The following is a 23,223-nucleotide window of genomic DNA, read 5'->3' on the forward strand; positions in this document are numbered from 1 at the left end:
TCGGACGCCGGAAGCCGGGGGCGAAATGCGCGAGCACATCGGAATTCACTGTGCCGTCGATACTTTCGGGCCGGTTCCGGAGTCCGTCGATGACCTCCGGCATGACGTGCGGCCTTCCGGCTGACGACATCCCCATTCCCTCGCAGTCGCGAAGACCGCGAGGGGGTAGGGACGTCGCGGTGACCGTGCGCTATGCCGCCGCGGGGGTGGATGCATCGGCGGGGATAGGCGCATCGGTGGGAGTGGATTTCGGCGGGAGCGGCGCGGTGATCCCGACGATCGCGCCGACCGCCGCACCGAGTGCCCCACCGAGCGCGGCAGCGGGTGCGGCGACGACCGCGGCGCCGACGGCCGCGCCGATCAGGGGGCCGGCCACCAGACCGGTCGGCAGGAACGGGATACCGACGACGAATCCGGCCGCCGCACCGAGCGCCGCGGCGGGGATCGCGAGGGGCGCGGACACCGCCGCGCCGATGCCTGCACCGATGGCCGCACCGACCCCGGCATCGACCACCGTGGCGGCACAGCGATCGGGATCGGCGGGAACCTGTTCACAGAACGTCTCGATCGGATGCTGGTCCTCGACGGGCAGCGCATCCGCGATCGGGGCCGGCGACGCGGCCGTCGTGTCGACGGGCGCCGGGGCCGTGACGGCAGCAGCCGCGGTGGCGACGGACGGCACGTCTGCTGTCGCCGCCTGGGCCGATCCGTCGTCGCCGGGTGCGTTCTGCGGGGCGACGGCCGAATTGCCCTGGACGACAGGAGCGTCGGCGGGCGGCAGGGGCAGCGGCACCGGGACGGGAATCAACCCCTGCACATCGTGCGCCAGTGTTTGCCAGTCCACTGCCAGCGGCGGCACAGCGGGTGCCTGCGCGGCGTCGGCCGGGGTGATAACGAGATCGCCGGGAGACGCCGTGGCCACTCCCGTGCCTAGAAAGACCGCAAGCGGCAACATGCTCGCAATCAACAATGGACGTGACATGCGCCGATGACCAGTCTCCGGCATTTCACACCTCCCGGGTGTTTATCTTCGAGTTTTTCCCGACCCTCTCGAATGGTTGTGCACGTTGCGGCTGAGGTAGTTTAAGCTCCAACCCGGACCGGGCAGTGGAGAAACGGCGAATCCACGTGCGTCGATCGAATGACGATTTCGCCGCCCGAAACCGTGAATCCCAGCGTGCGGCGCGGTCGACTACGAATTATCGGCAAATTTGTGGCAGAGTCCGATCGGAACGCGATCCGCAACGCTTCCGCGCTCTCCGGGACCGGTTTCGCCACGCAGGCTTCCGATTAGCTGTCAAGCTGCCGTCGATCGCGAGCGGGTTCACCGCGACGGGCTACGCTCAGGACCCGAGCACGGGACCGGCGGCCGAGTAGACGGGTCGGATCGTGGGCCGCCTTGCTCGAAATCCTCTTCCACGGCGGCTACTCGGCGTAGAAAAGAGGTCATGGGAAGACAGGCGACGGTTGTTGTCTACGTGCTCGCACTGGTGGCCGTCGTGGTCGGCGTGGACGTGCTGTTCTTCAGACACCATTTCTGGGCGCGGCTGCTGGTGAATATCGGGATCGTGCTGGTGTTCGCCGCGTTCTACCTCAGGTTCGTGCAGCGTTCGTGACGCGCCGGAAACGAGACGGTCGACGGTTCGGGCGCACACCGCCGATATCGCAACCGCCGAGCCGATGAATTCGCCTCCGCCCCTTCGTCTGTAGTGGGAACGCTCGTCCGCCCTGCGGGGACACCGTTGATCAGCGGCGCGGGCACCCGGACTGGAGGTCGTGGATGTCGAACAGGATCGCTCGCGCGGATATCTGGGCTATGGTCCGGGCCGAACGGGCAGCGCTGGCCGAAGAGCTCGCCGGCTTGGACGAGCAGCAATGGGACCGGCCGACGTTGTGCGGGGAGTGGACGGTGGAGGAGGTCGTCGCCCACCTCACCGCGACGGCCACCATCGGCCGGTTTCGCTGGCTCCGGAGTGTGCTCGGCGCCAGGTTCGACTTCGACGAGCACAACGATCGGCGACTCGCCGAGCATCGGGGCGCGACCCCCGCCGAAACTCTGGCACGGTTTCGAGCCGTCGCCACCAGCACGGTCGCGCCGTCGGGACATACCGCGGCCTGGCTCGGTGAGGTGGTGGTCCACGCGCAGGACATCCGCCGCCCCCTCGGACTGTCCGGCACGCCCTCCGTGGACGCCGCCACCGTGGTCGCCCGCTTCTACGCCGGACGCAATTTCACCGTGTCCAGCCGCAGCAGGATCGAGGGGTTGCGGCTGGAGGCGACCGACGGCCCCTTCACAGCCGGGACCGGTTCACCGGTCGCCGGCAGCACGATCGCACTGACCATGGCGATGGCCGGCCGAATCACCTACTGCGACGACCTCTCCGGTTCCGGAGCGGCCGTTCTGCGCGATCGGCTGAGCACGGCCACCGATCACACCATCGCATGAGTCCGGACCGGGATGAGGCCCGGAATACGCTGTAGCTCAGTGCATTCCGGGCCTCCTCACGCGCGCGGTGCGGCGATCAGGGTTGAGGTTGCGCGCTGCGCGACATCCCGGTTCCGCGCCGGGTGAAGGGATTGCGCAGCCGCGGCTTCGGCGTGGCCGCCGATTCCGCGGGCGCGGTCTTCGCGACGGCCGGCTGCGCCGGCGGTGTCTTCGCGAGATCCTGACGAGTGGCGGTCATTTCGCGGCGCGACTGCCGCAGTTCGCGGCGTATCTCCGCATGCCGGCGCGCGGAGGAGAACGCCCCGCTCAGGGCGATGCCCAGGCCGAGCATGCCGACGGCACCGACCGCGGCACCGGCGGCGAACAGTTCGTTCTGAGTAGGGGTGAAATGGGCTCCGAACACGGTGAATTCGCTCGCCAGCACGTGCGTGTCGCCGGAATTGGCCAACGCTGCGGCGATTCCGACGACCAGCGCGGCGAACAGAATGATCAACCCGATGAATACGATCATGGCTACTACCGATTCTCAACATCGATGGACTGGTGTAGTTGGGAAATAACCCGCTTCCGGATCGTCAAACAGCAGTCTCGGCAAGCGCTTCGGATGCACGGCGGTGTCCCGGCCTCCGGAACCGATCCCGCCCAACGCCTTCGGACGAGGTCTCCGCCCCTGCGCGCCGTGGGACTCCTGGACGCCGGCGCGACCTCGTCCGGCACTCCATCGCCAACACACAGCCGATCGAATATTCGAGAAAATCATGAGCAATTCATCGGCAAATACGAAATATTGCGAAACTCCTCGGGTATCGACATAAAATCCTACAGTCGATATGTCCAGCAGAGCCGGTCGCGAGTCTTGGAGGCTCGTATGGATCTGAACACCGTCGAGGACGTCATTCGCCGGCCCTCGACCGCACCGGGTCCGGATTGGTGCGCCGGAGACGCGTGGCTGGCCGGAGGAACATGGTTGTTCTCCGAACCACAGCCCGCGGTCCGCCGGTTGATCGACCTCGTGGCGCTCGGCTGGCCGAGCCTGGTTCCTACCGCCCAGGGCCTGGAAATCGGCGCGACGTGCACGATCAGGGAGTTGCACGAGTTCGAGCCGCCGGGCGACTGGCCCGCCGCCGGCCTGCTGCGTTCCGGCTGCGAGGCGTTCCTGGCGTCGTTCAAGATATGGAACGCCGCGACGGTGGGCGGCAACATCTGCATGTCGCTGCCCGCCGGCCCGATGATCACCGTGACGGTGGCTCTCGAGGCCACATATCGATTGTGGGCGGCGGACGGAACGGAAAGAACCGTCGCGGCGAAAGATTTCGTCGTCGGCAATCACCGGAATGTGCTGCGGCCGGGGGAAATTCTGCGAAGTATCCACATTCCGATCGACGCGTTGCGAAAAGCGCACGCGCAGCGCCGATTCACGCTGACCGCACTCGGGCGCTCCACGATATACATGGTCGCCACCCGGACACCGGACGCCGACGATCTGACCCTGGTACTCACCGCGGCAACCTCCTATCCGGTTGTCCTGCACTTCGATACCGCACCCGACGCGCACACCCTGCACGACCACGTCGAGGCGATTCCGGCGCACGTATGGTTCGCCGACCCCAACGGCACTCCGGAGCATCGCGAACATCTCGCGAAGCACTACGCCGAACAACTGCGGACCGAAATCGCGAGCCCGAAATGACCTACAGGGTCAACGGCAAAACGTTCTCGCAGGAACCGAACCCCGGTCAGTGCCTGCGGACGTTTCTACGCCACCTGGGCTGGTTCGGGGTGAAGAAGGGGTGTGACGCCGGGGACTGCGGCGCGTGTACGGTCTGGCTCGACGGCCGGCCGGTGCACAGCTGCATCACCCCGGCATTCCGCGCCGAGGGGCACGCGGTGACGACGATCGAGGGCCTGGGTTCGCCGGAAGCTCCGCACCCGATGCAGCGGCAGTTCCGCGACGCCCCCGGATTCCAGTGCGGCTTCTGCACCCCCGGCATGATCATGACGGCGTCCGCGCTGACCGACGAGCAGAAACAGGACCTTCCGCACGCGTTGAAGGGAAATCTGTGCCGCTGCACCGGCTATCGGGCGATCGAGGATGCGATCGCCGGCGTGGCCGCGGTCGAGACGGCCGCGCCCGGCCGGGCCGTCGGCACGAGTGTCGGCGCGCCCGCGGGGACCGACGTGGTCACCGGACGCGCCGAATACACGATGGACACCGCCTCGGAAGGAATGCTGCATCTGAAGGTGCTGCATTCGCCCCACGCGCATGCGCGCATCGTCTCCGTCGACAAATCCGCGGCGCTGGCAATGCCGGGGGTGCATCGCGTCTACACCTGGAAGGATGCGCCACGCAAACTGTTCACCACCGCGATCCACACCGACCATCTCGTCGACCCCGACGACACCTACATCCTCGACAATGTGGTGCGCTTCGCCGGGCAGCGGGTGGCGGCGGTGCTGGCCGATTCGGTCGCCGCCGCGGAAGAGGGCTGTCGCCGGATCGTCGTCGAGTACGAGGTGCTGCCCGCGGTCTTCGATCCCGAGCAGGCGATGCAGTTCGGCGCGCCGCAGCTGCACGGTTCCGACGACCCGTTCGTACAGGATCCCTCGCACAACGTCCTGATCGAACTGCACGGCGAGATCGGCGATGTGGCACAGGGTTTCGCCGCCGCCGACGTCATTCACGAGGGCACCTACCTCACACCGCGCGTGCAGCACGCGCACCTGGAGACGCACGGGTCGATCGCCTGGATGGAACAGGACCGGCTGCATGTGCGCACCAGCTCGCAGTCGCCGTGGATCGCGAAGGGCAAGCTGGCCCACCTGTTCGATCTGCGGCCCGACCAGATCCGGGTGTTCTGCAAGCGGGTCGGCGGCGGCTTCGGCGGTAAGCAGGAAGTGATCAGCGAAGACCTCGTGGCGCTGGCGACGCTGGATACGGGCCGCCCTACCTGCCTCGAATACACCCGGGAAGAGGAATTCACCACCGCCTCCCCCAGGCATCCGATGAAGATCACGGTCAAACTCGGCGCCCGCTCCGACGGCACCCTGACGGCGCTGCAGTTCCGCAACGTCTCCAACACCGGCGCCTACGGCAACCACGGCGGCGAAACCCTGTTCGCCGGCGGCTCCGCCGTCGCGATGTACCGCTGCCCCAACAAGAAATTCGACGGCTACTCGGTGTACACCAACACCGTGCCCAGCGGCGCGCTGCGCGGCTACGGCATGACGCAACCGGTCTTCGCGATGGAGTCGGCGATGCACGAACTGGCCGTCGCGCTCGGCATGGATCCGCTGGAATTGCGGCGCCGCAACATCGTTCGCCCCGGTGACGCGCTGCTGGCGATACACGACGAGGCCGACGACGTGGCCTTCACCGAGGACACGCTGTCCGCGTGTATCGACCGGGTCGACGCCGCGCTGCGCGCCCATCCCGACGGGCAGGCCCTCGACGAGAACTGGCTGATCGGCACCGGAGCAGCCGGTTCGATACACGAGACGGCCCCGCCGACCGAACACATATCCGTCGGGCTGGCCACCCTCGGCGACGACGGGATCTACGACATCGGTATCGGCACTGTGGAATTCGGCGAGGGCACCTCGACGGCGCACGTTCAGATCGCCGCGTCCGAACTGGGCACCACCCCGGCCCGCATCCGGCTCGTGCAATCCGATACCGACCGCACCGGTTTCGACACCGGAGCCTTCGCCAGCGCCGGACTGTTCGTCGCGGGCAACGCCGTTCAGCGCACGGCGGCCGCGCTGCGCGAACGCATCCTGCGCTTCGCGGCCGCGGATTCCGGCGTCGGCCTGACCTCGTGCACACTCGACGACGACGCCGTACGCTGCGGCGAGCACCGCATCCCGCTGACCGAATTGGCGGCCACCGCGCGGGCTCGCGGGGTGCGGCTGACCGAATCACGCAAGGCCTACGGCTCACCCCGCAGCCTGTCCTGCAACGCGCACGGCTTTCGGGTGGCCGTGCACCGCGTCACCGGCGAGATCCGCATTCTCTACAGCGTGCAGGCCGCCGACGCCGGTGTCGTCATCAATCCCGCGCAGGTGCGCGGACAGATCGAAGGCGGCGTGGTCCAAGGCATCGGCTTCGTCCTCACCGAACGCCATCTCGTCGACGAGAACGGCGTCATGACCAATCCGACGCTGCGCAACTACCGCATCCCCACCTGTGCCGATGCTCCGCGCACCGAGGTACTCCTGGTGGAGTCGGCCGATTCGGCGGGTCCGGTGCGCTCCAAGGGCATCGCCGAATCCTGTATCAATCCGGTCGCACCGGCACTGGCCAACGCCGTGTACGACGCGACGGGTGTGCGCTATCGCGAACTGCCGCTGACGCCCGACCGGATCTTCCGGGCCCTGCGACCGACCCGGCTGACCCCGACCGGCTGAGCCGGGAGACCACCCATGCCCCGCGAAACGCCGGCCGGTCACGCCGCCACCGTCATCATCGGTGAGAAGGTTCGTCCCGGCTGCGAGGAGGCGTTCCTGGCGTGGCAGCACGGGCTCAACAGCATGGCCTCGCAGTATCCGGGATTCATTGCCGCGGAGATCGATCCGCCCGCGTATCCGCGGGCGCACTGGTCGCTGATCTACCGATTCGACTCGATTCCGAATCTGCGCGCGTGGATCAACAGCGCCACCCGCCAGGACAGCCTCGCCGAGGGCCGGCGCTATCTCGACGGCCCGCCCACGCAGCAGATCGTCACCGGCGCGGCGGCCCCGCCCGACACCCTCGTCACCGCGGTGGTCACCCATCGGGTCCTTCCCGACCAGATCGACGAGTTCCTGGCCTGGCAGGAACGACTTCGCTGCGCGGAGAACAGGTTTCCCGGATTCCGCGGCTCGGAGATCTTCCGGCCGATCGAGGGCGTGCAGGACGAGTGGACGATGCTCTACCGCTACGACAGCGCCGCCGACCTGGACCGCTGGCTGACCTCCACCGAGCGGCAGCGACTACTCGACGAGGGAAAACGCTTCAGCGACTTCCACTTACGCACGATCGACAACTCGTTCGGCAGCTGGTTCGCCTTCGAGGACGGCGACCCCGCACACCCACCCTCGCAGACGAAGACGTCGATCGCGGTGTGGGTCGGGTTGTATCCGACGGTCGTGCTGCTCTCGCTGGCCATGGCGCCGGCGGGGCTGCCGCTGTGGCTGGGCATGCTGATCGGAAATCTGTTGTCCAGCTTCGTCATGACGTTCGTGATGATGCCGCGCTATGTGAATCCGTTGCTCGAACGCTGGCTGCAGCCGCCCCCGGGTTCGGCGCGGAAGGCGATCGAGATTCGCGGGACCGTGCTCATCGCCGCGGTGATGACGTTCTGGACGGTGCTGTTCTGGCTGGTGACCACCGTGTTCTGGCATCTGCCGTGAGACCGGCCCACATTCGAGAAGGAGAAGTGACGACAATGACCGAAACCGACGGCAGCGCGATCCCGGCCTTCATGCGCCCGGTGATCGCCGACGAACCGCCCGCGAGCGCCCGCACCGTCGCCGAACAGGCGGTCCTGGCGCTGAACGCGTCCATGATGCAGCTGTACGAAACCTCGCTGGAGAAATTCAAACAGAACATGCTCGACCAGGTGCCGATCATCCTGGCGCTGTTCACCGGCGCGGGCGGGCAGATGATCCTGTACCGCCCCGGCCGGGAACCGGAAGTGGCGCCGCCGGTGCCGATCGTCTACCAGTTGGCGAAGTCGGTGGGCCACAGCACCATGGCGATCTACGAGATCCTCGCCCCGTACCTCTCCGACGCGTATGCCAATCAGCTGTGGCGTCCCCCGTTGGAGATGTACCGGGCTCAGCACCGCACGGCGTTCGACAGCCTCGACGCGCTGGACATCTCCGACGAGGACCGCGCGATACTGCACGCGATCCTGCAGCGCAATCTGACCTTCATGGACGAATGCCTGGCCCGGGGCGGTTACCGCTACGACGACGTCGAGACGTACATCCGCGACACCGAGCCCTACTCGGCCCGGTCCATCGGCATCGGCTCGGGAGCTCAGGTCGGCCACTGGATGTCGGTCCTCGACGACTGGAAGGCGAGCCTCGGCGAGGATTGGGAGCGCACCTACGCGGTGAGCAACTCGCTGTACGTCGCGCGGCAGAACAACATCCTCTACAGCGTTCTCGTCCAGTTCATGGGCACCGAGACCATGGGCGACCGGTTGCTGCTGGTCGAGACGACGGAATTCGAGACCACACCCGAGAAGTTGCTCGACGTACTCGGCCGTATCGTCGCCGACCGCTCGCTGGGCATGGTGTTCTTCCGCGACTACTACCTCATGGACGCCGAACTGCTCGGTGGCGGCGGGCGCGCGGCCATCGCACGCGAAATGGCCGCGCGGGGACGGGAAGCGGTGCTGCCGTCCCTGGCGCCGTTCCGTTCCGACGACTGGCCGTGGAAGACCGATCCCGCCAAGGGAACCGGCCCGGCACGGCTGGAGGACGTCGGATGCCCGGTCCGGCCGGAGCCGGTCGGCTGATGCCGGAGGCGACGAGTCCCGCGGATTTCGCACAGCGTGCCGTCGACATCGCTCGCGCCAGTGTCGCCGCGGGCGGACTGCCGTTCGGGACCGTCGTGGTCAAGGACGGCGCGATCCTCGCCGAGGGCAGCAATTGTGTTCGCACCACTCATGATCCGACCGACCATGCCGAGATCCGCGCCATCCGCGCGGCGTGCCGGACGTTGGGCACCGAATATCTGACCGGCTGCACGGTCTACGCCATCGCCCACCCGTGCCCGATGTGCCTGGCGGCGCTGTACCACTGTGCGCCCGATGAGGTCGTCTTCCTGGCCACGCGCGAGGATTGCGCGCCGTACCTGGCGGGCGGGAACGAGACGTATTTCGAGCCCGGCACCTTCTACGCCGAGTTCGCCAAACCCTGGGATGAGCGGCGGCTGCCGATGCGCTACCTGCCGCGAGCCGATGGAGTCGCCGGACTGCATTTCGCTCATTTCGCTCTTGAAGATGCGCAACGAGCGGCCGAGACCGCGGGCGGCGTCGGGCAGGCGTTTGGCGCCGAACAACACCACGATCACCAGTGCGATGATCAGCCAGTGGGTCGGACTCAACGAACCCATCGAAACCTCCGTTCGTGCGCCGCAGTCGCTCCGACGGCGACCACCGGCTCGGCGGATTCCGCCGACGAGATCGTTCGCTCCGGCGGCATCATTGAACGAGTCCATGATAACTTGCTGAGCCGATACGCACAGCGAATTGCTCTCTTACCTGCTTCGATCAGTCTCACCAAAAAGGCCATAGAACGTGAATATGAAGTAACATACGTGCGTTGCCGACATGGTTGCCACCAGGCCGGCAGGTAGAGAGTCGAAGAACCGGCCGCGGTTGACGTGCGCCGGACCGCAGCTGGAGGTTGCCATGGGTGTCGAGATCGCCGCGGCCCCGTCGTCCGTCGAGCAGCTGCCCGTCCAGTGGGCCGAACACGATGGGGAACGAACCGCCCGGGCACCGAGCCCACACCTGCCGCACGCCACACCGGCCGACGAGATCACCGGGCTCTGCCACGAGGTGCTGCGCGAATTGTCCTCCGGTGGACGCTGTTCGAGCGCGGCCGCACGACTGGCCGAGGCCGCGGACCGCTGGGCCCGGCGCGGCTCGAGCCTGGAGACCGTTCATCACACGGTGTTCGAAACATTCCGGCTGCACCTGGAGGCGCTGCGGACTTCCGGCGACAACCTCGACACGATCATGACGTCGGTCGGCCGTGTGCTGGACGCCCTCGAAATCGTGACCACCGGTGTCGCGGACGCCTATTCGGCGACGGTCCCCGATGCGCCCGAGGACTACCGGCCGAGCAGCGACGCGGTGACCTCCGCGCTGCTCGGCGGCCGGTCCGCCGCAGCGGCGGCGAGGGAATGCGGAGTGGAACTCGCCGACCACTATCACGTGCTGGCGATCTCGCTGCCGGCCGAATCCGCCGGGCACGCTCCGGCGGCCGATGTGTCCGTTCAGGCGCGACTGGCGATGCGCCGGGCCCGGGCCGTCCTGGAACGAATGGGCAACGGCGCGGTGTTGTTCCAGTTGTCCCCGAGCGGCGGCACCGTCTTGCTGCCCTACCCGTTCGTCGGTTCCGACCGCTGTCTCGATCACGTCGTGCACACGCTGGCCACGGCGACTCGGACACCGATCACCGCCACCGCGGTCCACGCCGCCCGCGCGGCTGTCCCCGCGGCGGCCACCCAAGCCCACGAACTGCTGGACACCGTGCACGCGTTGCGATGCCGGCCCGGGCTCTACCGCATGCGCGACCTGGCCCTCGAATACCAGCTCACGCGGCCCGGACCGGCGCTGGAAATCCTCGGCACCCTCCTCGACCCGCTCGACGACCATCCGGAACTGACCGAAACCCTGGTGCGGCACTGCGGCAACGAACTGAATCGGCAACGCACCGCACACGAGATGCGGGTCCACACCAATACGGTCGACTACCGGCTCAAACGCATCGGCCGGCTGATCGGAGTGGATCCGACCTCCCCGTCCGGGCTGCTCCAGGTCCGCGCCGCGCTCGTCGCCCGCGCCTATCGTGCGCACACACCGGCCCGCTGAGAATCCGACGGGCCGGATGCGGCCGAGGTGGAGCGCGGCGCTGCGGCTCAATGCGCGGCACGGGCCCGCGGCCGGGGGCATCGCACCGTCGCACCGGACGGCATACATACTGGCCACGGAGAGGCCAGACACGACGACCTCGCACAACGCTGTGGCGCGTTCGGGGCGGCGTGGTCGACGACGAAAGTGGGCAGGTGCGTAGCGGATCGACGGATGACATGCCGGAAGACAGTGGCGCCCTGGCCCGTTCGACGGTCCCGGCACCACCCTCGTGGTCCTCGATCCCGCCCGGTGACCAGGATGTGCGACTGGTCGTCTGCGATATGGACGGCACTCTGCTCACGGATTCCGGTGCCGTGCCCGACACGTTCTGGCCGCTGCTCGACGTGATGCGGGCGCGGGGAGTGACCTTCGTGCCGGCCAGCGGGCGGCAATACGCGACACTCGCCGCCCTGTTCGAGCAGGCGCCGGACGAGGTCTCGTACATTGCCGAGAACGGTTGTCTCGTCGTGCATTCCGGCGTCACCGTGTCCGCGACCTGCCTCGATGTCGAGATCGTGCACCAGGTCGTGCGGGCGGTGCGGGAAGCACCCGACGCCGCCGAGCTCGGTCTGGTGGTGTGCGGCTTGGACAGCGCCTATATCGAGCGTACGGATCCGGCATTCGTCGACGAGGCGGCGAAATACTACGCCCGCCTCGAGCGCGTCGACGACCTCACCGCGGTGACCGACAAGGTGCTGAAATTGGCGATCTACGACTTCACCGATGCCGAGCGGACAGCCGAGCGGGTGTTCGGATCGATCGCCGCCCGCGAGCAGGTCGTGGTGTCCGGGCAACACTGGATCGACATCATGAGCCGTGACGCGGACAAGGGTCGCGCGGTGCAGTCGCTGCAGGAGGCGCTCGGGATCCCGCCCGCCCGGACCGCGGTGTTCGGCGACTACCTCAACGACCTCGAGATGCTCGATGCCGCGCGGTGGTCGTTCGCGATGGCCAATGCGCACCCCGAGGTTCGTGCCCGCGCCCGCTACCTCGCACCCGCCAACCACGAGGACGGCGTCGTGACGGTGCTGGCGCGGATGTTCGGTTCCTGAGCACCGTTCGTCACACCGCGCGCTCGGGTGCGCCGGCCATCCGGAGCACCGCGGCGGCCACCTGATCCGGGCACTCGGCCGGCACGATGTGCTCGGAGTCGGCGTCCTCGAATCGGCCGCTCACCTGATCGGCGAATCGGCGTTGGTACTCGCGAATGGTGTCGTGGTGGCGAGCATGCAACCGGTTGGCGCGCCGCGCGGAGATGAGCACGACCTCGCCGCGCGGCGGCTGCGGCGGGTTGTCCCGGAACGGGCCGATGCCGGTGGCGAAGGCATCGAATTCGCTGCGCGTGCAGGCGATGCCGGCGGGGCTGAAATCCTCCCGCAGCATGGTCTCGTAGGTGTCGGCGGGAAACATCCGTCCGTAGGAGGCCGTCAGCACCCGCATCACCGGGCGCACCCGGGCGAGCGACTGTTGCACCGCGAGAACGCGATCCGTCTTCGCCGCGGTCGCCGCCCAGTCCGCGTAGAAGGGAGCCGCTTCCGGAGTCGGATCGACCAACACCATACCGATCGGCTGCGGCACAAGATTTTCCGCGGCGCGGCGCACGATCAGCCCGCCCATGCTGTGCCCGGCCAGGATCAGCCGACGCGGCGCCAGTGCCTCGACCAGCGCGGCCAGCGTGGCCGCCATCTCGTCGATGCTCTGCGGCGGCCGCACCCGGGTGCTGCGGCCGCGGCCGGCACGGTCGTAGGTGACGGTCCGCACGACATCGCCGAGCCGGGACAGCACCGGATCCCACAGGGTGCGCCCGGCGCCGGCGCCGGATTCGAAGAGCACGCAGGTCTCCCCCGCACCGCCCTGCTCGACATAGATCTCGATGCCGCGCACCGTCATTCGTTCGCCTGGCACGTTCCGCATCCGAATCCCCTCTCGATCAATCCCAACTTTGGAAATGGTACCAATAATGGGATAGTTGAGCGATGGACCCTGCCGATCTCCTTCTGCATCCGGTGCGACTGCGCATCGTGCACGCGCTGTCCGGGGACGCGCCGCGCAACGCGGGCGAGTTGTGCGACCGCCTGCACGACGTGCCCCGGACGACGATCTACCGGCACCTCGGCCTCCTGGTGGAGGGCGGCATCCTGGAGGTCGCCGACGAGCGGCGGGTTCGCGGTGCGGTCGAGCGGTCCTATCGGCTGCGCGCGGACCGTCCCGTGATCGACGCCGAAGCGGCCGCGGCCATGACACTCGACGACCACCGCCGCGGATTCGCCACCGCCATGGCCGTCCTGATCGCCGAATTCGACGCCTATCTCGCCGAGCCGGACGCCGATCCGGTCGCGGACTCGGTCGGCTATCGCCAAGGCACGCTGTGGCTTTCACCCGAGGAGCGCAACGCCATGCTCGACGGGTTCCGCCGCGTCGTCGCCTCGGTCAGCGGCAACGGTCCCGGCCCGGATCGCCGGCCCTATCTGATCAGCCCGATCATGTTTCCCGGCGCGCGAACGCCCGGCTGAGGCAGTCGCACGGCGTTCGTCATGCGTGCGGGAGGTGGACGTGCGAGGCTGAGCGACATGTCCGAACGTGCGGATGTCTCACCGAATCTCACCGAGCAGGGCCGCGGGCCGGCCATCGCGCGCGTCGCCATCGAACTGATCGCGTGGGTCGCGGCGCCGTGGGCGCTGGCGTCGTGGTCCGTGGTGGCGGCGGTGATCGCGGTGGTCGTGCTGATCGGCGTCCCGGCGATCCTCGCGACCCGCGGCGACAAGAAGCAGGTCCTCGTCGCCGTCCCCGGCTGGGCCACCATCGCGATGATGCTGGTGCTGATCGCCGCGGCGGTGCTGGGCGCCTGGTTCGCCTGGCCGGCCTGGGTCGCCGTGCTCGTCACCGTACTGGCGGTCGCGACCGTCGGCACCGAACTGCCGCGCTGGCGGTGGCTGGCCCGCGCGCCCTGACGCCGCTTTCTCTCCCGAGACGTTCTGTTTACGGCCTTCGAGGCCGGGTATCTGCGATTTGTTATCGCAGTACGGCCGAACGCGGCAGCGCCTGGATAACAAAAGGCAAAGGGAGAGTTTCACATGATTATTCTGGGAGTCATCCTCCTCGTACTCGGGTTCGTTTTCAGCATCCCGATCCTCTGGACTCTGGGCATCATCGCCGTCGTGATCGGCGCGATCCTGGCCCTGCTCGGAGCGTTCGGACGTCCGGTCGCCGGCCGCGCACATTATTTCTAGCGACGGCGAATTCCTTTCTCCGGAGCGCGTACTCCCACCGTGTGGCGGGAGTACGCGCTTCGCCATTCGCGGGTGCGGACCGCATCGCTTCGGCTCAGGGAACAAAACCCGCGTCGGGCATCCTTGGACGGTATACGCCGACCCAGAAGGAGACCCGTAGTGACCGAACTGCTTCCGCTCACCCCGGACGAATTGCTGACCACCACGCGTGCGGTGCGCCGCCGTCTGGATCTGACCCGGCCCGTACCGCTGGACGTGATCCGCGAGGCGCTGGAGGTGGCCTTGCAGGCACCGTCCGGAGGCAACCGGCAGCATTGGCACTGGATCGTTCTCACCGATCCGGAAGTCAAGGCGCAGGTCGCGGAGCACTACCGGCGCTCACATCTGGCCTACCGGGAGGCCGGGGGCGAACCCGCCGACGAGAGCGCCGCCCGCATCGCCACCAGTTCGGATTATCTGCGCGAGGTGATGGCGGAGGTCCCGGTGCTGGTGATCGGCGCGATCAGCACGGGCACCAGCGGGGCGCTGCCCGACAACCAGGCGGGGCTGTGGGGTTCGCTGCTCCCGGCGGCGTGGAGCCTGGCGCTGGCACTACGCGCACGCGGCCTGGGAACCACTTGGACCACACTGCATTTGCAGTACGAGCGCGAGGTCGCGCAGATTCTCGGCATTCCCGACGACGTCCGTCAGGGTGTGCTCCTCCCGGTCGCCTACACCAAGGGCACCGACTTCCGGCCCGGCCCGCGCGTCGATCCGGACTCGGTGCTGCACATCAACGGTTGGTGAGCGCGTTCCGGAAGACGTTCGAAGCCACCGGGTTTCCGGATGTTGTGAGACAACCCATATGCCACTCGAGTGAGACATGTTGTGGCGCTTGGGGTTCGGGGTAGGTCTGGAGTATCGACCGATCGCGGAAGGAGAGAGCTCGTGAACGTTTCGATCACCGCTTCCCACCGTCGCCGCCGGGCCACCCCGAACGACACCGAGGACGACCGTTCCGCCGTCCTCGTCTTGATGGTCTGGGCCGCCTTGATCGTCGCGGCCGGGGTGCTGCTGATCTCGCTCTAGCGTTTGCCGCTCGGCTGTCGAGGTAGTCCGCTACGAACCTCGAGAAAGGACGCATCATGTCCCATCCGAATCATCCGAACGACGACGACACCGAGGAACCGCGGGGCGGGCGGCCCGGACCGGTGGACGAGGGCGACAACGGCGGGATGGCGACCCGGGAGGTCGCCGACGATGTCGGCACCGAGGAGAACGCCCAGGAACCACCCGACTGAGTCGGGACTTCAATCGGGCGGGCCGCTCGGCGGCGACGGACCACGCGAGGGCGGCACCCCAGTCGTGGCCGACCAGATGAAAGCGCTCGACGCCCGCCGCGTCCACCAGGGCGTACACGTCACTTGTCATGCGAGCCGTGGCATAAGCCGAACGCGCCACCGGGCGCGCACCCGGCGAGTAACCCCGCAGGTCCGGTGCCAGCACCCGATAGCCCGCCGCGGTGAGTGCGGGTGTCATCGCATCCCAGCAGTGGCGATCCTCCGGAAATCCGTGCAGCAGCAACACGGTGTCCGCCGCTCCGCTGCCCGAGTCGGCGGCGTATCGGTGACGTCGAAGACGAATCCTGCGTGCGTGAACGTGTCCATGTCCGTGCCTTCCCCTGACTGTGCGCGAACAAGTCACCGCCGCGAGCGTCATGAGCCTTGTCCCCGGCGCGCTTCCGCCCGCTCCCCTGCCTCGTCCTCTCGCCGGCTGTCGTCGTGACGGGTGTCGCCGGATTCTTCCTCACCCGTGCTCGGAAAGAAGTGCCGCACGATCCGGTCGACGAGGAAGCCGAGGACGATCGCGCAGGCGATGCCGATCACGGCGGCCAGGAGTGGCTGATCGCGCAGCCAGCGCCCGAACGCACTGGCGATCGCCACCGAATACACCGCCCAGCTGACACCACCGATCACCGTCAGCGGCACGAATTTCCGGCGAGGGTATTCGGTGGCCCCGGCCGTCATGTTGACGGCGATGCGACCGACCGGGATATAGCGGCCGGTGATGACCAGCAGGGCCGCTCGTTTGTCGAGCATGCCGCGCGCCCAGTCGAACGCCCGCCGGATCTTCGGCTTGCGCATCCACGCGAACCGATCCGTGCCGATGGCGCGGCCGATCGTGTAGGCGAGGTTGTCGCCGATGATCGCGCCGACCGCGGCGGCGAGAATCAGCAGCCACACCGAGGGTTTCCCGGTCGAACTGCCGATGGCGGCCAGCGCGGCGATTACCGATTCGCTGGGGACCGGGGGGAAGAACGCGTCGACGATGCAGACGCCCAGCAGCGCGAAATACACCCATGGCGACCCGGCCGCGCCGGTGACGAGATCCTGCAGTTGGTTCATCCCATCGACACCTTCCTGGTCTTCTGGCGAGTGCCCAGGATCGCGTCCCCGAACCCGATCCGGCCGAGGGCGCACTCGGGTGGCGAGCGACCCGCTCATCGCTCCAGCGGGGCCCTCGCCACCACCTCGGTGCCGGCTCGAGGTTAGGCTAACCAATGTGATTGGGAGCACACAGGGGGCTCGGCCGGGACGATCCGTACGACCGCGAGCCGATCCGGCCGCACCGCACAGCCAGGGCGCGGCGAGCACGGCGCCCACCCGCGACGGGCGCCGGCTGTACTACATGCATCGGCCGGGACGGAACGAAAACCGTTCGCCCTTGGTCGTTTTCGAGAGCGGACTCGCCTGCACCCGCTCGTACTGGGCGGCGGTGCAGCGAGAATTCGACGACTACGCGGCGACCGTCGTCTACGACCGCAGTGGTCTGGGCCGCAGTGCCCCCGACACCGCGCCGCGCGGACTCCGGCGCCTGGCCGACGACCTCGTGGATCTGCTCGACCACCTCACCGAGCGCTTCGCCGCACCGCGGCTCGTACTGGTCGGCCACAGCTGGGGCGGCCCGATCGTGCGAGTCGCCGCCGCGGACCGACCGGACCGAATCGTGGGCACGGTGCTGGTCGATCCCACCGACGAGTTCTGCGACGAGCTGTTCACCGCGGCGTCGCGCCGGGCGGCCAGGACCGGGCAGCGGCTCAGCGCCGCACTCGCACGTCTCGGCGCATTGCGACTGGCCTATCGCGACGTCCTCGCCGCGCTGCCCGCCGATGCCCGCGCCGACTTCCGCGCCGAGGGCTTCACGGTCGCGGCGATGCGCACCCGCGCCGCCGAATTAGCCTGTCACACCACCGATCTCGAACTCTTGCGGCGCACCGACCCCGACCGACGCGAGCTCGCCGTCACGATCGTGTCCGCCGACTCGCCCTCCACCGGTATCTCGGCCCGCTCGCGTGCGGCGATCGACGCCGCGCACCGACGGCGGGCCGCACGCCCGCACGGCAGGCATGTCGTCGCCGAGCGATGTGGCCATATGGTGCCGACCGAGCGGCCCGGGCTGGTCGCCGCCGAACTAGTCCGGATCATCGAGGAATACGGGCCGGGCGGCCGAATCGTCCGGTGACATCCGGCAGCCGCGGGGTATGCCCGGATCAGAACGGATCCGCCGCGACACCGGGCTCCGAAAGGCCCGGTCGGAGGAGATGCCGATGGTTTCACACAGTGCCGCCGAGGCGTTGCCGGAATGGGAGGCCTTCGCCCGCGCCGTACAGTCGCGCCGGCCCGACGCGGGTACCTGGTGCGAAGGCTGGACCGTGCGCGATGTCCTGATCCACAACACCGGCAACACGGAGGAGCTTGCCCGGGTGCTCGCCGCCCACGCGGCGGGCAGCCCGGTGCCGACCCGCGGTTTCGAGGAGCGGGAGGCGCCCTACCGCGCGATGCCGGACGCCGAGTTATGGGCGGCGTTCGTGGACCGGTGCGAACAACTCGTCGAAACCGCCGAGGTGATCGACACGCTGTCTCCGCTGGAGGCGATCGGCTGGACCGGGCGAACCGTCGCCCCCGACTTCTTCCTCGAGCACATGCGTCAGGAGATGGTGTTGCACCGCTGGGATATGACCGGCGACGACGCGACGGCGATCGACATGCTCATGCAGCCGTGGATAACTCGCCACAGTGTGCGCGACGTCGGCCTCCCGTTGCTCGCGCGCGGCAGCAGGGATATCGATTTCGGCCCCGAGGGCCGCATCGAGGGCCGCTTGCGCGCACCGGGTACCGACGACGTCCTGGTCGTCGCCGAGCCGGACGGCAACTCCATCGAGTTGGTGCCGCCGCACGGGCAGGCGACGGTGGAAAGCGATCCGGCCGTGCGCGCGCTGTTCCTGTGGGGCCGCCGCCCCGCCGATCCGACGCGCTGGCACAGCAGCGCCGGCCCCGAGGAACTGGGCCGGCTGCGCGCGCTGCTCGCCGGATACTGAATCCCCGTCCATCGGCCGGCGCCGTGCCGGGATTGCGCACCGCGGGGGCGGGTAGTCCGCGGAGATGGGTGCCGCAACCGATGTCGCCGTGGTCGGAGCCGGAATCGTCGGCCTGGCCACGGCTCACGCGCTACGCCGAGCCGGGCTCTCGGTCACCGTGTACGAGTCGGGCCGGCCCGGCGGCGGTCAATCGGCCGGTCAGTCCCGGATCTTCCGCCACGCCCACACCGATCCCCGGCTGGTCGAGATGGCGGTGGCCGCCCGTCGCATCTGGCGCGAGTGGGAAAGCGACTTCGGCACCGAACTGATTTCGCGGGACGGGGCGGTCGCGCTCGGGGCCGGCGTCGCGGACAAGCTGGAGATCCTGCGGCGGACGCCCGGAGTCGATGCCCGTAGTATCGACGCCGAGGAGCTGGCGACCCGGCTGCCACCGCTGGCCGACTACGACGGCCCGGCCATGCTGGACGCGACCGGCGGCTCCATCCGCACCGTCGCCGCGATCGACGCACTCACCGATCGCTTGCGCGATGCGCTGGTCACCGACCACGTCCTCACGCTGCGGCACACCGCCGCCGGGACCGTCGAAGTACGCACCGGCACAACCTGTTCGGAATTCGGCAGCGTCGTCGTCTGTGCGGGCCGCGGTACCGCGCCGCTGGCCCGGTCACTCGGCCTCGCCCTGCCGGTCCAGGTGTCAGCGCACGTCCGGGTGACCTTCCGCCCGCGATCGGCGCCGCCCACCACACTCGCCACGCTGCAGGACAGCAGCGGCGCATTCGGCGAAACCGGCATCTACGCCGCCGCCTTCCCCGGCAACACGCAGTACGGGCTCGGACTGAGCGATTCCGTGCCGAGCAGCGACGGCGGATCGGTCGATCCCGCGGCTCTGGCCGGGCTGGCCGACCGCGCCGCCGGCTACGTCTGCCGCGCACTCCCCGGACTCGCACCCGAACCGGACGGCTATGTGCACTGCTGGGTGACCCGGCTGCCGTGGGGTGAGGACGGTCTGGCCGCCTGGCAGGACGGCGCCGCCACCTTCCTCGCCGGGCACAATCTGTTCAAACTGGCCCCGGTCCTGGGCGCCACACTGGCCGACAGCATCACCACCGGACAACCCGCCGCCACCGTGCACCCGTCGCGGCGCCTCGGCGATCCCGCCGCCGACCGGTAGAGCACTACCGTCGAAAGTACTTAAGCGCGACAGATTCCCGGTCGCCCGGAACTCCATAACTTTGTGGTCGGAACGTCACCACCACGAAGGAGAATCCCGTGAGCGACATCAACGACCTGGTCGAACGCTACCTCGCCGTCTGGAACGAGACCGATCCCACCGCCCGCGCCGCGCAGATCGCCGACCTGCTCACCGACGACGCCGAGTACACCGATCCGCTGGTGTCGGTGCGCGGTCACGCCGGCCTCGACGCGGCCGTCGCCGCGGTCCAGCAGCAGTTCGCCGGACTGGAATTCGGTCTCGGCGGCCCGATCGACAGCCACCACGGCATCGCCCGCTTCACCTGGCACCTGGGCCGGCCCGGTGAGGAGCCGCTGGTGATCGGATTCGACGTCGCCGTGCTCGGTGACGACGGCCGCATCCGCCAGATCCTCGGCTTCCTCGACAAGGTGCCCACCGGCGCCTGATCCCTCCCCGACACTTCTCTCCCCCTCCCAGAAAAGGACCGGTCATGTACTTCACCACCACCGACGGAACCACCCTCGCCTACGAGGACTACGGCACGGGCGAGCCGATCGTCTTCGTCGCCGGCGCCATGCTCAACACCGAGATGTGGGAGTACCAGATTCCGTACTTCACCGATCGCGGCTACCGCTGCATCGCCCTCGACCGGCGCGGCCACGGCCGCTCGGATCGCCCGTCCACCGGCTACGACATCGACACCACCGCCGACGATCTCGGTGCCCTGCTCGATCATCTCGACCTGCACGACGCCACCCTGGTCGGGCACTCCACCGGCGGCGCGGAGATCGCCCGGTATCTGGCCCGCCACGGTGAGAGCCGCGTCGCCCGAGTGGTTTTCCTCGCGGCGATCCTGCCCTTCATGAAGGCCACCGACGACAACCCCGACGGCATCCCGGAGGCGATGCTCGACGCGCTGCTGGACAGTGTGCGCACCGATCGCGGCCGGTGGCTGGCCCGCCAGTCGCAGATCTACTTCAACACCCACCTCAACCCGGACGTCTCGCCGGAACAGGTCGACGTCACCTACCGTCAGTGCCTGTCCACCGCGCCGTGGGCGACGCTGCACATGCAGCAGGCGGTCTTCCACTGCGACAACCGGGAAGCGTTGCGCGGCATCACGGTTCCCGCGCTGATCGTGCACGGCGCCCTGGACTTCTCCGCACCCGCCGAGGTCACCGGCCGGCGCACCGCCGAACTGATGCCGCAGGCCGTCTACAAGGAGTACCCGACCGCCGGTCACGGCCTCTACACCTCGCACGCCGCCGAGTTCAACAACGATCTCCTGGAATTCGTCAAGGGCTGAGCGAACCCCTTTGTCCCGCAGCACAATCCCCGAGGAACACCCATGTCCACACCCACCCTTCTCGCCTCCGGCACCCGCCCGGCGAGCGCACCACCCGCACGCGCCACCCTGCTCGTCCTGCTGGCCGGGATCTTCATGGCCACTCTGGATTTCTTCATCGTCAACGTCGCGATCCCCGATACCCAGGCCGACCTGCACGCGAGCAGCGCCACCATGCAGTGGGTGGTCGCCGGCTACGGCCTCGCGGTCGCGGCCGGACTGATCACCGGCGGGCGACTCGGTGACCTGTACGGCCGCCGCCGGCTCTACGGCCTGGGCATGGCGGTGTTCACCGTCGCATCGCTGGCCTGCGCGCTGGCCGCGGGCGCCGGCGAACTGGTCGTCGCCCGGATCGCGCAGGGCGCCGGGATGGCGCTGCTGATGCCGCAGGTTCTGGGCATCATCAGCGTGGTGTTCACCGGCGCGCGCCGAGTGCGCGCCTTCGCCGCCTACGGGCTGGCGATGGGCCTGGCCGCGGTCTTCGGCCAGCTGATCGGCGGGCTGTTGATCCAGGCCGATCTGTTCGGACTGGGCTGGCGCACCATCTTCTGGATCAACGTGCCGGTGGGTGCGCTCACCCTCGCGGTGCTGGCCCGGCTGGTTCCCGAATCACGCGGAGACGGCGGCACCCGGCTGGACCGGCTCGGCGTCGGCCTGATCGCGACCGCTCTGGTGGCTGTGGTGTTGCCGCTGATCCAGGGCCGGGAACAGGGCTGGCCGCTGTGGACGTGGATCTCACTGGCCGCCGCGGCCGTGCTGGTCGCCGTCTTCGTCGCCGCGGCACGGCGATCGGCGGCCCGCGGCGGGGAGCCGCTGGTGAATCCCGCCCTGTTCGCCGAACGCTCGTTCGCGGTCGGTTCGATCATCGCGCTGAGCTACCAGATGACCATGGGATCGTTCTTCCTGTTCCTGGCGCTGTATCTGCAACAGGGGCGCGGCCTGTCGGCCCTGGGGTCGGGCCTGCTGTTCCTCGCGCTGGGCGCGGCGTACCTGTGCACCTCGATGCTGTCGGAGCGAGTGGCGGCACGGATCGGGCGGCAGGTCGTCGCCGTCGGGGCGATGCTGCAGGCCGGCGGATATCTGCTCCTCGCGCTCACCGCGCACGAACTCGGCGGCAGCGGTTCGGTGCTCGACCTGCTGCCGGCGATGATCGTCGCGGGGGCGGGGATGGGCCTGGCGTTGGTGCCGATGCCCGGCATCGTGCTGGCGGGCGTGACGCCGGAGCACGCGGCCGCCGCGGGGGGCGTGCTGGCCACCGCACAGCAGGTCGGTGGCGCGGTCGGGATCGCGGTGGTCGGCATCGTCTTCTACGACCGGCTCGCAGCGCCCGGCGGATTCGTCCCGGCGTTCGTCGCGAGCCTGGTGCCGATGGCGCTGCTGTGCCTGCTCACCGCGGTGCTGGTGCAACTGCTCCCGTCGCCTCGCCTCCGCAAGTAGACAATCGCGGCCCCCGGTGTTCGCCACCGGGGCAGCGGCATGTCCGCATCCGTCAATGCAGTTGCTCCGCAATGGTTTTCAGCTCGCCGCGCGAGGTGACCCCGAGTTTCGGGTACGCCTTGTAGAGGTGGTAGCCGACGGTGCGATGACTGAGGAACAACTGGGCGGCGATATCGCGATTGGACAGGCCCTGGGCGGCGAGGCGAGCGATCTGCAATTCCTGCGGGGTGAGTCCCGTTACCGCGGGCGGTCGCGAATCCGATTGTGTGCCGGGCCCTCCCGGGGCGGCGCCGGTCGCGACGAGCTCGGCGCGAGCGCGTTCGGCCCAGGGGCGCATGCCGATTCGCTCGAACATGTCCAACGCCTCGGCCAGCACCGTTCGCGCCTCGCTCTTGCGGCGGGCCCGGCGCAACCATTCGCCGTAGAGTTGCGCGGTGCGGGCGTATTCGACCGGCCGCGCCTCGCGGTCGTGCAGCCCCAGCGCCCGTGTGAAATGCGCTTCGGCGCTGTCGTCATCGGACAGCAGTGCGCGGCAACGCAAGACGAGCGCCTCGGCCCACGGCTGCCGGACCGCCTCGGCCCAGTC

At 68.6% G+C, this 23,223-nt stretch carries 25 protein-coding genes and 3 pseudogenes; 21 read left to right on the top strand and 7 right to left on the bottom strand.

Features of this window, described 5'->3' with window-relative positions:
• Positions 1 to 190: 190 nt before the first annotated feature.
• The gene (locus NN2_RS37325) at positions 191 to 922 is read right to left on the bottom strand and encodes a hypothetical protein (protein ID WP_063015749.1); all 732 of its coding nucleotides are present in this window, start codon (positions 920 to 922) and stop codon (positions 191 to 193) included.
• A 526-nt stretch (positions 923 to 1,448) separates the two neighbouring features.
• On the opposite strand from NN2_RS37325, the gene NN2_RS37815 reads away from it, so the two are divergent.
• Positions 1,449 to 1,616 (top strand): hypothetical protein, encoded by a 168-nt coding sequence (locus NN2_RS37815; protein WP_167356756.1) that lies wholly within the window; start codon positions 1,449 to 1,451, stop codon positions 1,614 to 1,616.
• A 164-nt stretch (positions 1,617 to 1,780) separates the two neighbouring features.
• A complete protein-coding gene (locus NN2_RS21940; RefSeq protein ID WP_063015750.1) occupies positions 1,781 to 2,446 on the top strand; it encodes a maleylpyruvate isomerase family mycothiol-dependent enzyme in 666 nt (221 codons plus the stop codon).
• A gap of 76 nt (positions 2,447 to 2,522) precedes the next feature.
• Here NN2_RS21940 and NN2_RS21945 read toward each other — a convergent pair whose 3' ends face one another.
• Positions 2,523 to 2,957 (bottom strand): hypothetical protein, encoded by a 435-nt coding sequence (locus NN2_RS21945; RefSeq protein WP_063015751.1) that lies wholly within the window; start codon positions 2,955 to 2,957, stop codon positions 2,523 to 2,525.
• Between the two features lie 357 nt (positions 2,958 to 3,314).
• Between NN2_RS21945 and NN2_RS21950 the strand changes: the two genes are divergently transcribed.
• The 5 genes and pseudogenes from NN2_RS21950 to NN2_RS36480 all read left to right on the top strand — a co-directional run.
• A complete protein-coding gene (locus NN2_RS21950) occupies positions 3,315 to 4,136 on the top strand; it encodes an FAD binding domain-containing protein (protein WP_063015752.1) in 822 nt (273 codons plus the stop codon).
• Complete coding sequence (locus NN2_RS21955; RefSeq protein WP_063015753.1) at positions 4,133 to 6,850, top strand: molybdopterin-dependent oxidoreductase; 2,718 nt, start codon at positions 4,133 to 4,135, stop codon at positions 6,848 to 6,850. Before NN2_RS21950 ends, NN2_RS21955 begins: the two co-directional genes overlap by 4 nt.
• A 15-nt stretch (positions 6,851 to 6,865) precedes the next feature.
• On the top strand, positions 6,866 to 7,834 hold the full coding sequence (locus tag NN2_RS21960; protein WP_063015754.1) for an antibiotic biosynthesis monooxygenase: 969 nt from the start codon (positions 6,866 to 6,868) through the stop codon (positions 7,832 to 7,834).
• Between the two features lie 35 nt (positions 7,835 to 7,869).
• A complete protein-coding gene (locus NN2_RS21965) occupies positions 7,870 to 8,949 on the top strand; it encodes a hypothetical protein (RefSeq protein ID WP_063015755.1) in 1,080 nt (359 codons plus the stop codon).
• Positions 8,949 to 9,401, top strand: a pseudogene (locus tag NN2_RS36480) (nucleoside deaminase); the annotation flags it as partial. The gene NN2_RS21965 and the pseudogene NN2_RS36480, both read left to right, overlap by 1 nt.
• A 3-nt stretch (positions 9,402 to 9,404) precedes the next feature.
• Here NN2_RS36480 and tatA read toward each other — a convergent pair.
• A pseudogene (gene tatA / locus NN2_RS36485) lies at positions 9,405 to 9,548 on the bottom strand (Sec-independent protein translocase subunit TatA); the annotation flags it as partial.
• 298 nt (positions 9,549 to 9,846) lie between these two features.
• Between tatA and NN2_RS21975 the strand changes: the two are divergent.
• Complete coding sequence (locus NN2_RS21975) at positions 9,847 to 11,034, top strand: PucR family transcriptional regulator (protein ID WP_063015756.1); 1,188 nt, start codon at positions 9,847 to 9,849, stop codon at positions 11,032 to 11,034.
• Between the two features lie 218 nt (positions 11,035 to 11,252).
• Positions 11,253 to 12,128 carry a Cof-type HAD-IIB family hydrolase gene (locus tag NN2_RS21980; protein WP_063015757.1) on the top strand — a complete coding sequence of 292 codons (876 nt, stop codon included), beginning with the start codon at positions 11,253 to 11,255 and terminating at the stop codon, positions 12,126 to 12,128.
• Between the two features lie 10 nt (positions 12,129 to 12,138).
• Here NN2_RS21980 and NN2_RS21985 read toward each other — a convergent pair whose 3' ends face one another.
• Positions 12,139 to 12,990 carry an alpha/beta fold hydrolase gene (locus tag NN2_RS21985; protein WP_082857172.1) on the bottom strand — a complete coding sequence of 284 codons (852 nt, stop codon included), beginning with the start codon at positions 12,988 to 12,990 and terminating at the stop codon, positions 12,139 to 12,141.
• 62 nt (positions 12,991 to 13,052) lie between these two features.
• On the opposite strand from NN2_RS21985, the gene NN2_RS21990 reads away from it, so the two are divergent.
• The 6 genes from NN2_RS21990 (at position 13,053) to NN2_RS38680 (ending at position 15,586) form a co-directional block, all read left to right on the top strand.
• Positions 13,053 to 13,589: a helix-turn-helix domain-containing protein gene (locus tag NN2_RS21990; RefSeq protein WP_063015759.1), complete on the top strand. Its 537-nt coding sequence runs from the start codon at positions 13,053 to 13,055 to the stop codon at positions 13,587 to 13,589.
• Between the two features lie 57 nt (positions 13,590 to 13,646).
• On the top strand, positions 13,647 to 14,027 hold the full coding sequence (locus tag NN2_RS21995) for a hypothetical protein (RefSeq protein ID WP_174555001.1): 381 nt from the start codon (positions 13,647 to 13,649) through the stop codon (positions 14,025 to 14,027).
• A gap of 123 nt (positions 14,028 to 14,150) precedes the next feature.
• Positions 14,151 to 14,306, top strand: coding sequence for a hypothetical protein (locus NN2_RS37820; protein ID WP_086007330.1), 156 nt, complete (start codon positions 14,151 to 14,153; stop codon positions 14,304 to 14,306).
• A gap of 159 nt (positions 14,307 to 14,465) precedes the next feature.
• Complete coding sequence (locus tag NN2_RS22000; RefSeq protein WP_063015760.1) at positions 14,466 to 15,092, top strand: nitroreductase family protein; 627 nt, start codon at positions 14,466 to 14,468, stop codon at positions 15,090 to 15,092.
• Between the two features lie 141 nt (positions 15,093 to 15,233).
• The gene (locus NN2_RS37330; protein WP_156055825.1) at positions 15,234 to 15,374 is read left to right on the top strand and encodes a hypothetical protein; all 141 of its coding nucleotides are present in this window, start codon (positions 15,234 to 15,236) and stop codon (positions 15,372 to 15,374) included.
• A gap of 56 nt (positions 15,375 to 15,430) precedes the next feature.
• Complete coding sequence (locus NN2_RS38680) at positions 15,431 to 15,586, top strand: hypothetical protein (protein WP_227463019.1); 156 nt, start codon at positions 15,431 to 15,433, stop codon at positions 15,584 to 15,586.
• A gap of 16 nt (positions 15,587 to 15,602) precedes the next feature.
• On the opposite strand, the pseudogene NN2_RS38985 reads toward NN2_RS38680, so the two are convergent.
• Positions 15,603 to 16,004: pseudogene (locus NN2_RS38985) on the bottom strand (alpha/beta fold hydrolase); the annotation flags it as partial.
• Positions 16,001 to 16,690: a DedA family protein gene (locus tag NN2_RS22005; RefSeq protein WP_063910838.1), complete on the bottom strand. Its 690-nt coding sequence runs from the start codon at positions 16,688 to 16,690 to the stop codon at positions 16,001 to 16,003. The pseudogene NN2_RS38985 and the gene NN2_RS22005, both read right to left, overlap by 4 nt.
• A gap of 319 nt (positions 16,691 to 17,009) precedes the next feature.
• On the opposite strand from NN2_RS22005, the gene NN2_RS22010 reads away from it, so the two are divergent.
• From NN2_RS22010 to NN2_RS22035, 6 genes are all read left to right on the top strand, one after another.
• Positions 17,010 to 17,807: an alpha/beta fold hydrolase gene (locus tag NN2_RS22010; protein WP_218022047.1), complete on the top strand. Its 798-nt coding sequence runs from the start codon at positions 17,010 to 17,012 to the stop codon at positions 17,805 to 17,807.
• A gap of 85 nt (positions 17,808 to 17,892) precedes the next feature.
• The gene (locus NN2_RS22015; RefSeq protein ID WP_063015775.1) at positions 17,893 to 18,663 is read left to right on the top strand and encodes a maleylpyruvate isomerase N-terminal domain-containing protein; all 771 of its coding nucleotides are present in this window, start codon (positions 17,893 to 17,895) and stop codon (positions 18,661 to 18,663) included.
• A 64-nt stretch (positions 18,664 to 18,727) separates the two neighbouring features.
• Positions 18,728 to 19,834 carry an NAD(P)/FAD-dependent oxidoreductase gene (locus NN2_RS22020; protein ID WP_063015761.1) on the top strand — a complete coding sequence of 369 codons (1,107 nt, stop codon included), beginning with the start codon at positions 18,728 to 18,730 and terminating at the stop codon, positions 19,832 to 19,834.
• A 98-nt stretch (positions 19,835 to 19,932) separates the two neighbouring features.
• A complete protein-coding gene (locus NN2_RS22025; protein WP_030518412.1) occupies positions 19,933 to 20,301 on the top strand; it encodes a nuclear transport factor 2 family protein in 369 nt (122 codons plus the stop codon).
• A gap of 44 nt (positions 20,302 to 20,345) precedes the next feature.
• On the top strand, positions 20,346 to 21,161 hold the full coding sequence (locus NN2_RS22030) for an alpha/beta fold hydrolase (RefSeq protein WP_063015762.1): 816 nt from the start codon (positions 20,346 to 20,348) through the stop codon (positions 21,159 to 21,161).
• Between the two features lie 42 nt (positions 21,162 to 21,203).
• Positions 21,204 to 22,637 carry an MFS transporter gene (locus NN2_RS22035; protein ID WP_063015763.1) on the top strand — a complete coding sequence of 478 codons (1,434 nt, stop codon included), beginning with the start codon at positions 21,204 to 21,206 and terminating at the stop codon, positions 22,635 to 22,637.
• A gap of 52 nt (positions 22,638 to 22,689) precedes the next feature.
• Here NN2_RS22035 and NN2_RS22040 read toward each other — a convergent pair.
• On the bottom strand, positions 22,690 to 23,223 hold a 534-nt coding region (locus NN2_RS22040; protein ID WP_169812430.1), incomplete at its 5' end, for a LuxR C-terminal-related transcriptional regulator.

This window comes from Nocardia nova NBRC 15556, from assembly GCF_001613005.1.
In the GTDB taxonomy this organism is placed as follows: domain Bacteria; phylum Actinomycetota; class Actinomycetes; order Mycobacteriales; family Mycobacteriaceae; genus Nocardia; species Nocardia nova.